11 protein-coding genes and 1 pseudogene are annotated in these 11,357 nt (G+C 72.5%); 5 read left to right on the forward strand and 7 right to left on the reverse strand.

Going from position 1 to position 11,357, the window contains the following annotated elements:
- Positions 1-229 precede the first annotated feature (229 nt).
- Together AB0M76_RS33555 and AB0M76_RS33560 are read left to right on the forward strand one after the other, a co-directional pair.
- On the forward strand, positions 230-1,540 hold the full coding sequence (locus tag AB0M76_RS33555; RefSeq protein ID WP_266662494.1) for an SAV2148 family HEPN domain-containing protein: 1,311 nt from the start codon (positions 230-232) through the stop codon (positions 1,538-1,540).
- A 117-nt stretch (positions 1,541-1,657) separates the two neighbouring features.
- Positions 1,658-2,386: a 3'-5' exonuclease gene (locus tag AB0M76_RS33560; RefSeq protein WP_365956543.1), complete on the forward strand. Its 729-nt coding sequence runs from the start codon at positions 1,658-1,660 to the stop codon at positions 2,384-2,386.
- A gap of 20 nt (positions 2,387-2,406) precedes the next feature.
- Here the strand turns inward: AB0M76_RS33560 and AB0M76_RS33565 are convergent, their stop codons facing one another.
- Together AB0M76_RS33565 and AB0M76_RS33570 are read right to left on the reverse strand one after the other, a co-directional pair.
- Complete coding sequence (locus tag AB0M76_RS33565) at positions 2,407-3,039, reverse strand: hypothetical protein (protein ID WP_365956530.1); 633 nt, start codon at positions 3,037-3,039, stop codon at positions 2,407-2,409.
- A 23-nt stretch (positions 3,040-3,062) separates the two neighbouring features.
- Entirely contained in the window at positions 3,063-3,914 is an 852-nt protein-coding gene (locus AB0M76_RS33570; RefSeq protein WP_365956531.1) for an aminoglycoside phosphotransferase family protein, read from the reverse strand.
- A gap of 147 nt (positions 3,915-4,061) precedes the next feature.
- On the opposite strand from AB0M76_RS33570, the gene mgt reads away from it, so the two are divergent.
- Both mgt and AB0M76_RS33580 read left to right on the forward strand, forming a co-directional pair.
- A complete protein-coding gene (mgt, locus tag AB0M76_RS33575; protein WP_365956533.1) occupies positions 4,062-5,297 on the forward strand; it encodes a macrolide-inactivating glycosyltransferase in 1,236 nt (411 codons plus the stop codon).
- The gene (locus AB0M76_RS33580; protein WP_365956534.1) at positions 5,294-5,869 is read left to right on the forward strand and encodes a DUF1697 domain-containing protein; all 576 of its coding nucleotides are present in this window, start codon (positions 5,294-5,296) and stop codon (positions 5,867-5,869) included. The genes mgt and AB0M76_RS33580 overlap by 4 nt, the downstream gene beginning before the upstream one ends.
- 169 nt (positions 5,870-6,038) lie before the next feature.
- Here AB0M76_RS33580 and AB0M76_RS33585 read toward each other — a convergent pair whose 3' ends face one another.
- Positions 6,039-7,997 (reverse strand): DNA/RNA non-specific endonuclease, encoded by a 1,959-nt coding sequence (locus AB0M76_RS33585; protein ID WP_365956535.1) that lies wholly within the window; start codon positions 7,995-7,997, stop codon positions 6,039-6,041.
- A gap of 136 nt (positions 7,998-8,133) precedes the next feature.
- Complete coding sequence (locus tag AB0M76_RS33590) at positions 8,134-8,982, reverse strand: aldo/keto reductase (protein ID WP_365956536.1); 849 nt, start codon at positions 8,980-8,982, stop codon at positions 8,134-8,136.
- 45 nt (positions 8,983-9,027) lie between these two features.
- Between AB0M76_RS33590 and AB0M76_RS33595 the strand changes: the two genes are divergently transcribed.
- Positions 9,028-10,029: a 2-dehydropantoate 2-reductase N-terminal domain-containing protein gene (locus tag AB0M76_RS33595; protein ID WP_365956537.1), complete on the forward strand. Its 1,002-nt coding sequence runs from the start codon at positions 9,028-9,030 to the stop codon at positions 10,027-10,029.
- Between the two features lie 13 nt (positions 10,030-10,042).
- Here the strand turns inward: AB0M76_RS33595 and AB0M76_RS33600 are convergent, their stop codons facing one another.
- From AB0M76_RS33600 to AB0M76_RS33610, 3 genes and pseudogenes are all read right to left on the reverse strand, one after another.
- Positions 10,043-10,225: a hypothetical protein gene (locus tag AB0M76_RS33600; RefSeq protein WP_365956538.1), complete on the reverse strand. Its 183-nt coding sequence runs from the start codon at positions 10,223-10,225 to the stop codon at positions 10,043-10,045.
- Positions 10,226-10,422: 197 nt separating this feature from the next.
- The gene (locus AB0M76_RS33605) at positions 10,423-11,172 is read right to left on the reverse strand and encodes a sirohydrochlorin chelatase (RefSeq protein ID WP_365956539.1); all 750 of its coding nucleotides are present in this window, start codon (positions 11,170-11,172) and stop codon (positions 10,423-10,425) included.
- A gap of 5 nt (positions 11,173-11,177) precedes the next feature.
- Positions 11,178-11,357: pseudogene (locus tag AB0M76_RS33610) on the reverse strand (ABC transporter permease); the annotation flags it as partial.

The following is an 11,357-nucleotide window of genomic DNA, read 5'->3' on the forward strand; positions in this document are numbered from 1 at the left end:
CACGTCCCTGCAGATCTTCCCCGAAAGTGGGCCCGCACGCGGGGACTTGGGATGCTCCTCCCGGGTGACCCGGAGAGCTGATATGCGGGTCAGCGGACTATGCGGGCATCGGATAATGGGTCAACGGACCACCGGTGTAGGGGCCATCGGGCTGCATCGGGCGCCGCGCTCGGAGTACCCTTCCGTGATCACTGGAGACGGGCGTCCAGACGCAGAAGGCGGTGCACGGGTGAGCTCGGGAGGTCTGGAGCTGCCCCCTGGTGACAGCGGTCACGAGGGCGGCCCGGCGGACGCCCCAGGAGGTGCACCCGGTGGTGCGCCCGGCGGGGTGTCGGGCGGCGTGTCGGGCGGCGTTCCCGCGGGGGTGCCGGCCGGGGCGGTGTCGCTGGCCCCTACGGCGGCCGGGAGTGTGCGGGCCGGCGCCGAGCTGGACTGGGGCGCGGACGCGTGGAGCGAGGTCCGCACCCGGGCGCAGCGCGCCGGGCGTGCGTACATCTGGCTGAACCTGATCGAGCAGCGGCTGCGCGCCGTCGTCGGCGCGGTGCTGCGGCCGATCTACGAGCCCGTGCACGGCGGGGACGACTGGGTGGTCGCGGCCGCCGGACCCGCCGGCCAGGAGTGGGTACAGCGGGCGGTTGCGGTCCGCGAGGTCAGCCGGCGCAAGGGCTACCTGCTGGACCCGGCCGACGACAACGTACTGAGCTTCCTGACGCTCCCGCAGCTGCGGGAGCTCATGGTCCAGCACTGGCCGTGCTTCGAGCCGTACTTCGACGACCGGCGGGAGATCGAGCTCGCGCTCGACGAGCTGGAGGTCACCCGCAACGTGGTCTCCCGCAACCGGGCGCTGTCGCGGGCGGTGCTGGAGCAGGCGGAGCGCGCCTCGGCCCGGCTGCTGGAGGTGCTGGGCGGCGGCGCGGGCTCCCCGGCGGCGGACCGGCTGCCGATCGACGCCGTCGAGGACCTGGTGGGCGACCGGTACGCGGACGTCATCTCGGTCCACCCGGACCGGGTACGGCTGCAGCGCCAGCTCCCGGCGGAGGACCTGTTCGGCGGGGCGCGGCGGCTCGACGCCATCGGCATAGGGCTCAACCTGCTGGTGCAGAACTTCTCGGGCCGAAGACTCGTGCGCCTCACCGAGGCCGGCTGCCGGGTCCGGCTGCTGTTCCTGAACCCGGCCAGCAGCGCCGTGAAGCGGCGCGAGCGGGAGCTCGGCCTGCGCAAGGGCGAGCTGAGCCGCTCGGTGGAGATGAACATCCTGCACGTGCGCCGGGTGCGGGCGGGGCTGCGGGATCCCTCGCGGTTCGAGATTCACGTCTTCGACGAGACGCCCCGCTTCACCGCCTACCTGGTGGAGGGGGAGTCCTCGGGCATCGCCGTCGTGCAGTCGTACCTGCGCCGGGCGCGCGGCATGGAGGCGCCCGTGCTGGTGCTGCGGGGCGGCGGAGCCCGCGGTTCCTCACGTGACGCGGAGCAGGGGCTGTTCCCGACGTACCGGGAGGAATTCGAGTCGATCTGGCAGGACTCCCGCCCGGTGTCATGACTGTCAGTGCCCCGTGGCAGGCTGAAAGTCGTTGACCGAAGGTGTACGGGGTGCACGGGGTGCACGGGGTGCACGGGGAGTACGGGGGAGGGGCACGGGGTGGAGAACTGGCGCGGCATGGGGGACTGGCACGGCGGTGTGCTGATCGGATTCGACCTGGAGACGACCGGCACGGAGCCGGGGGAGTCGCGGATCGTGACGGCGGCGGTGGTCGAGGTGCGGGCAGGCGAGGTGCGCGAACGGCGCGGCTGGCTCGCGGACCCGGGGATACCGATCCCCGACGGCGCCTCGGCGATCCACGGGATCAGCACGGAGCGCGCGGTGGCGGAGGGCCGCCCGGCGCGGGAGGTCGCCGACGAGGTCGCGCAGGTGCTGGTCGAGCACTGGCGGCGGGGCGCGGTGGTCGTCGCGTACAACGCGGCCTTCGACCTGACCCTGCTGACGGCCGAAATGGCCCGGCACGGGCTGCCCTCGCTGGCCGACCGGCTGGGCGGGGAGCAGCAGACCGGGCCGGTGGTGGACCCGCTGACCATCGACCGGGCCGTGGACCGCTACCGGCGCGGCAAGCGGACCCTGGAGGCGGTGTGCGGGGTGTACGGGGTGACCCTGGACGCCGCGCACGACGCGGGCGCGGACGCGCTGGCCGCGGTGCAGGTGGCCCGCGCGATAGCCGCCCGCCACCCGGAGGTGGCGGCGCTCACCCCGGCCGACCTGCACACCCGCCAGGGCGGCTGGCACGAGCGCTGGGCCCGCGACTTCCAGTCGTACCTGCGCCGGCAGGGCACCCCGGACGCGGTGATCGACACGGCGTGGCCGCTGCGGAGTCTGCTGCCGGCGCCGGCCTGAGGGCTACGCCGGCCACGCGGTCACGCCGGCCACTCCTCGCAGTACTCGATGTGCAGGTCGCGGTCGGCGGGATCGCAGTCCACGCTGCGGCAGCAGTGCCTGCCCCCGTGGTTGAACGCCTGGCCGGGGCCCATGCGGGCGAGGTCGGCGAACTGCCCGGCAGCCTCCCGGAACGTCCGGGCGCTGCCGGTCATGAACAGCGTCTCGCTGTGGATGTCCTGGCGGAACCGGTCCCGGTTCTCCCGGTGGTGCCGGTCGGATGCGCCGGACTCCGCATCCTGGTCGGGGGCGGGCAGGTCCACGGTGCGCGGGCGCCCGGGGCCCAGCCGACCCCGGAGCTCCTTCCACCGGGATGGGGCGAACTGCAGGGAGTGGTGCAGCAGGACGAGGTCGAGCGGGCGCCGCGTGCCGATGGCCGTGTCCGCTCCGCCCGCCGCGTTGGCCCGGAGCGGCAGGTGGACCAGCGACCGTGGAGAGGTGGCCGCGAGGGCCCACAGCCCCGCGGTGATCTGCGCGGCCTCCTGGTCGAACCATCCGTTCAGGTACCAGGGGTCGTCGAAGAGCACCGCGCGCGCCGGGGTTCGGGCCGGGCGGATGACCTTGAACTCCGTCGCGCCCAGGCGGGCGGTGTGGATCGTGGTGTGCAGTCTCATATGCGGTCCTGGATACGGCACGGCTAAAAGGAGTGCCACCGCATTTCGGGGTCGCCGTCGCGCAGGGAGGCCACCCGGCGGCGGAATTCGGCCAGCGCCTTCGGGTTGGTCGGGGCGTGCTGGGCGACCCAGGCGCAGCTGGCCGTCTCGCGGGCGCCCCGCAGCACCGCGCAGCCCGCCCAGTCGCGCACGTCCCATCCGTACGCCGCCACGAAGGCCTCGTACGACTCCGGCGGCAGCCCGTACCGGTCGCGGGAGAGGGCCATCACCACCAGGTCGTGCTCGCGCATGTCGGCGGAGACGGTCTCCAGGTCCACCAGGACCGGCCCGCCCGGGCCCACGTGGACGTTGCGGGGGAGGGCGTCGCCGTGGATCGGGCCGGGCGGCAGGTGCGGGGTGAGCGCGGCGACCTCGCCGGCGTACGCATCGCGCCGGGCCCGCAGGTACGCCGCGTCGGCCGGGTCGACGGCCTCGCCCGCCAGCCGCAGCCAGCGCTCGACCCCGCCCAGCAGGTCCCGCGCGGGAAGCGCGAACGGCGCCGCCGGGAGGGCGTGGATCTGCCGCAACAGCACCGCCAGGTCCTCGGGACCGGCGGGCCGGACCGCATCCGCGAGGCGGTGCCACAGAGTCACCGGGTGCCCCGCCACCAGCCGCGGCTTCGGCTCGGCCGCGCGGACCGCCGGGATCCCGGCCTCCTCGAGCCAGCCCGCCACGGCGAGCTCCCGCTCGGCCCGCTCCAGCAGCGCCGCCTCCCGGCCGACCTTCACCACCAGATCGCCGGCCGCGAAGACCGCGTTCTCGCCCAGCGCCAGCAGCTCGGCCGGGCCCGTGAGCCCCGCCGCCACCAGCACACCCCTGGCCTGCGCCTCGTCCATGCCACCGCTCCACATCCGGATCACCGCGAACCCGCCAAGTCTTGCATTTCCACGGCTTCGTCCCCCCGCATCCGCCCTCGCCGGCTCCCGCTCCGGCGGCCGGATATCTCCGTTGCACGAGACGTATCGTCTCGTTAGGCTCGTGACATGACCTCAGCCCAGCCCGCACACATCGCCATGTTCTCCATCGCCGCCCACGGGCACGTGAACCCGAGCATCGAATTGATCCGGGAACTCGTCGCCCGTGGCCACCGCGTCAGCTACGCCATCCCCGCCTCCTTCGCCGAGAAGATCGCGGAGGCCGGCGCCACACCGGTGATCTGGAACTCCACCCTCCCCACGGACGACGAGCCCGAGGCCTGGGGCACCGAGCTCATCGACAACATCGAGCCGTTCCTGAACGACGCCGTCCAGGCCCTTCCGCAGCTCGCGGCCGCCTTCGAAGGCGACGAGCCCGACCTGGTCATCCACGACATCACCTCCTACCCGGCGCCCGTCCTCGCCCACCGCTGGGGCGTCCCGGCCGTCTCGCTCTCCCCGAACCTGGTCGCCTGGACCGGCTACGAGGAGGAGGTCGCCGCGCCGATGACCGCTGAGCTGCGCGCCTCCCAGCGCGGGCAGGCGTACTACGCCCGCTTCCGCTCCTGGCTCGACGAGAACGGCATCGACGAGGACAGCGACCGCTTCGTCGGCCGGCCGCGCCGCAGCATCGTGCTCATCCCGCGCGCCCTCCAGCCGCAGGCCGACCGCGTCGACGAGTCCGTCTACACCTTCGTCGGCGCCTGCCAGGGCGACCGCAGCGCCGACCAGGGCACCTGGGAGCGCCCGGCCGCAGCAGAGGGGAAGAAGGTGCTGCTGGTCTCCCTCGGCTCCACCTTCACCAAGCAGCCCGCCTTCTACCGCGCCTGCATCGAGGCCTTCGGCGACCTGCCCGACTGGCATGTCGTCCTCCAGATCGGCAAGTTCACCGACGAGGCCGAACTGGGCGCCGTCCCCGCCAACGTCGAGGTCCACCGCTGGGTTCCCCAGCTGGACATCCTGCGCCGGGCCGACGCCTTCATCACCCACGCGGGCGCCGGCGGCAGCCAGGAAGGCCTCGCCACCGGCACCCCGATGGTCGCCGTTCCGCAGGCCGTCGACCAGTTCGCCAACGCCGACATGCTCCAGGGACTCGGCGTCGCCCGGCACATTCCGATGGAGGAGGCCGACGCCCCGACCCTGCGGGAGGCCGTCCGCGCGCTCCTCGCGGATCCCGAGGTCGCGGCCCGCGCCGAGGCCGTCCGCGCGCAGATGGCCTCCGAGGGCGGTACGGGACGGGCCGCCGACCTCGTCGAGGCCGAACTGCCCGCGCTGTCGGTGCCCCGTCCTATCGTTCGGTCATGACCACGAAGACCACGAAGACCACGAAGAAGTACGCGGCCCTGCTGCGCGGAATCAATGTCGGCGGGGCCAAGAAGGTCCCGATGGCCGAGCTGCGCGAGCTCCTGACGGGTCTCGGCCACACCGGCGTGCAGACCTACCTGCAGAGCGGCAACGCCGTCTTCGCCAGCACGGAGAAGGACACGGCCGCCCTGGCCCGCGAGCTCGAGCGGGCCATCGAGGCCCACTTCGGCTTCGCGGTGCGCTGCCTGGTGGTCGACGGGCCCTACCTGCGCGCCGTCGCCGAGGCCTGCCCCTTCCCGGCCGCCGAGCTGGAGGGCAGGCAGCTGCACGCCACCTTCCTCTCCGAGCAGCCGGCCGAGGAGAGGTTCGCCTCGATCGACGGGCCCGCGTACCTCCCGGAGGAGTACCGGATCGGCGACCGGGTCGTCTACCTCTACGCGCCGGACGGGCTGGGCCGCTCCAAACTGGGCGAGGCCCTCGCCAAGCCCGCCGTGTTCAAGGGCATCGACGCGACGAGCCGCAACTGGAACACCGTCGCCAAGCTCGTCGAGCTGACGGAAGGCACCCCCTAAGCGGTCTCGGGGAAGTGGGGCACGCCCCCGCGCCGCCCGGCTCGGCGCCTCGCCGCGTTGTCGCAGCACCCTGGTACGTTCAGTACAAGCGTGCCGCTCCGCCTTGCGATGCACCGCACCGGACGACGCGGCAACGCACCCCACTTCACCAAGGCCGCTTAGCCCGCGCTTAGCCCCAGTCGATGTCGGCCACGCTCTCCAGCGGACTCCGGTCCTCCAGGGCCTCCGGGACCACCAGCGTGTCCGCCTGGACCAGCGTGGCGGGGAACTTGAGGCCGGTCCGCTTCTGGACCTCGCCCAGCTTGATCTGGAAGACCCGGAACTCGTCCAGCTCCAGGACCTCCGCCAGGACCAGGTTCTGGGTCAGCAGGAACGCCTTGGCCTTGAGGGTGCCGTTCTCGGAGTACACGAGCACCTTCCAGAACTCGCGCGGAAGCTGCACGCCCCGGAAGGCGCGGTCGTCGTCCTGGAACACCGGCCCGCCGAACACGCTGACCCTCAGGCCCTCGACCTCGATCTCCTCGTAGAGGGCGTTCTCCAGCTCACCCCAGATCCCGGCCTTCGCACTCTGGTTGAAGTCGTCCATCTGCGGGGTGATGTTGGTGTAGAAGAACGAGTCGGTGTTGGCGCGGTCCGCCTCGGGCATGGGCCCCCAGATCAGGTCGGCGCGGCGCGCTATGTGGCCCCGGTCGAGCCGGTTGCCCTTGTAGATCTCATTGCCGACCTGGACGTCGGCCGGCAGCCGCGGATCCTTCTTGAACTCGATCCCGCTGCGGTCGATCTTCTTGATGGCGCCGCCGTCGATGTTCCAGGCCACCCAGAACGCGAATCGCCGCTTCCCGTTCAGCGCCAGCGAGAAGTGGGTGTACGGGATGACCTCGGTCCCGGAGAGCTGCACGGCATCCGCCTTGACGGCCGCAGCCAGCTGCGGGGCGGGTATCGGCACCGTGAGGAAGCCCGGGTCGTACCCGGCCACGGCCTCCAGCGAATCGCGGGCCGGCGGCTGGAGGGTGATCTTCAGTTCCTCGAAGACCGCGTGGGGGAAGCAGGCCAGCGCCCGGTCCTCGGGGTCCGCGTCGCTCTCGCCGCCGAAGTGGAGACCGGCCAGGACGTCGGTCGGCCTGCCGGTGCGCGCCTTGAACAGCCAGGCCGAACCGGAGTCGCCGGGCAGGCTGATCTCGTCGCCGTCCGCCGGATGGCCGGGGTCGGGGCCTATCTCGAAGCACTCGATCTCGCGCACCCCGACCGGCGGTCCGTAGTCGATGCTCACCTTGGCGAACGGCCGCGTCACCACCCCGTGCGTGACACCGGTGGTCCGCCCGCTCTTGACGACCTTGTCGTCGATCTGCGGCTCGCCCAGCTTCGTCGGCGTGACCCCGAGGTCGAGGATGGCCGTGTCGAAGTCGCGTTCCGTGATGCCGGCGACGGCGCAGTCGCCGACCTGGCCGAGGTGGGAGCGCTTGAGCGTGCCGAGCCGGTTCAGGGCGATGCGGCTGTCGTCGGCGGCCCCCGGCTGGACGACCTCGTCGCCGGGTACGCCCTTCCGGCCGTTCAGCACATGCCAGTTGCTCAGGACACAGGTCGAGCCGTCGTTCTTGTCGAAGACGATGCAGCCGAGGGTGCCGGCGCTCACCTTGACGTTGCCGACGCTCACCCCGGGACGGACCGGGTCGACGCGCTTCTGGCGCTCGGGCGTCTGGGCCTCGGGCACCACCAGGAAATGCGGTTTGTAGCTGCGCTGCACGACATCGGTCGGCACCTCGACGCCGCCGCCTATGTCGATGACCGCCGGTATCTCGACGCTGCCCACGTTGCGTACGCCCTCCGGCCGGACCTTCTTGTCCACCGTGAACTGCAGTGCCAGTTCCTTGCTCCGCTTCCCGTTCTTCTCCTTGTAGCCGATGCCGATCGAGGACACGTTCGGGTCGCTGAGGTAGCTCGACCCGCGGGCACGGATGAATTGCTTGAGCGAGGTGATCAGTTTGTCCTGGCCGTTCGCCGAACGAGTCGAACGAGCCGAACCAGCCGAACGAGCCGAACCAGCCGAACGGGCCGAACCGGCCGCTCCGGCAGAGCGGGCGGAGCCGGCGGTCGTGGGCTTGGCGGACGTGCGCTTCTTGACAGCCATCAGGGGCTCCCTTCAGGCAAGGAGTTCAGGCGAGAGAAGCCCCGCCGAGAAGATTCCGGCCCCCGAGATGGTTGAAACCGACGCAGACAGACCGGGGCTCCCCGCTCCGTGCGTGTACTTCCAGCCTACGGCCGGGTTACCGGCCGAGCGCGTCGAGGACGGCCAGCTCCTGGGGCGTCAGGTGGATGGTTGCCGCGTCAATGTTTTCGGCCAGGTGGACGGGGGATCCTGTGCCCGGCATGGGGCACAGCACCGGCGACCGGTGCAGCAGCCAGGCCAGCGCGATCTGCCCCGGGCCCGCGCGGTGCCCGGTGGCCACGGCGGTCACCGCGGCCGCGCTCTCGCGGGTCAGGGCGCCACTGCCCAGGGGGTAGTACGGGAGGAAGGCGATCCCCCGCGCCTCGCACAGGGCGAGCACCTCTGCCGAGGACCGGTCCAGCAGGTTGTACGGGTTCTGGACGGCGGCGACCGGGACCAGCTCCAGCGCCTGGCGCAGCTGTTCGGCGGTGACCGTGTCCAGCCCGATGTGCCGGATCTTGCCCTCCTCCCGCAACCCGGCGAGCGCGCCCAGCTGTTCGGCCATCGGGACCGACGGATCGAAGCGGTGCAGCTGGTAGAGGTCGATGCACTCCACCCGCAGCCGCCGCAGGCTCGCCTCGCACATCTCCCGCAGCTGCTCGGGACGCCCGGCGAGATGCCACCGGTCGGGGCCGGTGCGCACCACCCCGCCCTTCGTGGCGATGACGAGCTGCTCCCCGTACGGGTGGAGGGCCTCGGCGATCAGCTCCTCGGCCAGGTCGGGGCCGTAGTTGTCGGCGGTGTCGAGGAAGGTGACACCGCGGTCGACGGCGGTGTGCAGCAGGGCCCGGGCCTCTGCGCGGCTGCCGCGCGGGCCCCAGTAGCCGGGCCCGACCAGACCGCCCGTGCCGAGGCCGAGCCGCCGTACGGGGAGATCGCCGCCGAGAAGGAACATGTCGTCCGCCATGCCCCGACGGTAACTCAGGGCTCAGGATGTGCCAGGCTCCTGGCCATGCGTTACATCATCATCGGCGCCGGCGCGATCGGCGCGACCATCGGCGGACGGCTGGCGGAAGCCGGCGCGGAGGTCGTGCTCGTCGCGCGCGGCGCCCACGCGGAGGCCCTCACGGCGGACGGGCTGCGGCTCACGACGGCGGACGGGGCCCGGGTGCACCGGATCCCCGTGGTCACGGGTCCGGCGGAGCTGGGTGAACTGCGGCCGGACGACGTACTGCTGCTCACCGTGAAGACCCAGGACACGATCGCCGCGCTCGATGCGTGGGGCGATGCGGAGGTGGCGGGCGGCGGTACGGCGGCGCAGCGGCTGCCGGTGCTGTGCGCGCAGAACGGGGTGGAGAGCGAGCGGCTGGCGCTGCGCCGCTTCGCGCGCGTGTACGGGGTCTGCGTATGGCTGCCCGCCACGTTCCTGGAGCCGGGGGTGGTGTCCGCGCTGTGTGCGCCGCTGACGGGCATCCTGCACATCGGACTGGCCGCCGGGGGCGCGGATACGCGGGCCCGGCGGATCGCGGCCGACCTGGAGAAGTGCGGCTTCGAGGCGCCGGTCGTCGAGGACGTGATGCGGTGGAAGTACGCGAAGCTGCTGGGCAACCTGGGCAACGCGATCCAGGCGACGACCGGGCCGGAGCCCGACCCGTCGAAGGCGGCGCTGCTGCAGCGGGCGCAGCGGGAGGGCCGGGCGGCGCTCGAGGCGGCCGGGATCGCGTACGCCGCGGACGCGGAGCAGTCGGCGGCCCGTGACGGCAAGGTCGACCAGCCGCCGGGGATGCGGGGCGGCTCCTCCTGGCAGTCGCTGCGACGCGGCACGGGCTCGATCGAGGCGGACTACCTGAACGGCGAGATCACGCTGCTGGGGCGCCTGCACGGGATCCCGACCCCGGTGAACGACACCCTGCGCCACGCGGCGAACATCTTCGCCCGCGAGGGCCTCCCGCCGGGCGCGATGTCCATCGAGGACCTGACGGCCCTGGCCGACGAGGCGGCGGCCAGGGGCTAGCTAGGCACGTGCGTCAGAACGTGCGGTCGCTGCGCCAGGTGGACTGGCTGGACGGGTTGTTCAGGTCGACGGTGAGGCCGGAGAGCCGGCCGTCCGCGCCGCGGGTGCCGGTGTACCGGCCCCTGGGCCCGTGGTTCCACTGGACGACGAAGTAGATGTCGTTCCCGGTGACGGCGCCCTCCTGCAGGGTCCCCACGGTGTTTCCGGACCCCCGCGACGGACAGGATCAGGGCGGCGGCGGACGTGGTGAGGGGCTTGCGCGTACGGCGTGACATGGACATCTGCCCTCCAGGGGCGGCCAGGACGATCGATTCCGTTGTGTGATGCACGGAACCTCGCGGCTGGACTACCCATGATCCACTGGCCCGAGCCCTTGATTCACTCGAACGAGAATCAGGCCGCGGCCAGGAGCGGCACGCTGCGCGGCGCCGTGTCGTAGCGGCGCAGGAGCAGGCGGGCCAGTTCGGGGGCCGCGCCGAGGACGCCGGACACCAGATCCGCCCCGGCGGCTTCCGCGCCCGCCGCGATACGGTCCGGCAGGCGCCCGGGGGCGATGACGTACGGGGCCACCGCCACCCGGCGGACGCCCTCGGCGCGCAGGGCCCGTACGGCATCCTCCGTACGGGGCAGAGCAGCGGAGGCGAACGCAGGCCGCACGGCGCACCAACCGGTGTGCCGCCACTCCCGCGCGATTTCAGCGATCACTGCGATCGCCTCCGGGTCGGAGGAACCGGCGGACGCGAGCACCACACCGGTGGTGGCGCGGTCCGCCGGGGTGAGGCCCGCTTCCGCGAGGCGGCGCTCCAGGGCGCCGACCAGCAGCGGGGACGGGCCGAGGACGTCCGCGATCCGGACCGAGAGGTCCGGCAGGCGGGACGTGGCCTCGGCCAGCACCGCGGGTATGTCGGACTTCGCGTGGAACGCCCGGGTCAGGAGCAGCGGGAGGGCCACGACCTCCCGTACGCCGGACCGGTACAGGGCGGAGGTCACCTGCGCCACCGTCGGGGTGTCGAAGTCCAGGAACGCCGTCTCCACCCGCAGCCCGGGCCGCAGCGCCCGCACCCGCCGGGTGAGGGCGTGCACGGTCGCCGCGTGCCGCGGGTCGCGGCTGCCGTGGGCTATGACCAGCAGGACAGGGGACATGCCGGTCAGCTCTTCACCAGCAGGCCGCGGCTGCGCAGGACGTAGCGCTCGACGGGGCTGAAGATCAGCAGGTCGATGGCGATGCCGACCACGAGGATGAGGATGATCGCGAGGAACACGCCGGGCAGGTCGATGTTGTTGCGGCCGTTCTCCAGGAGCTGGCCGAGGCCGAGGCCGAGGTCGGG

Origin of the sequence: Streptomyces sp. NPDC051364 (assembly GCF_040682115.1) — a bacterium.
Lineage (GTDB): Bacteria > Actinomycetota > Actinomycetes > Streptomycetales > Streptomycetaceae > Streptomyces.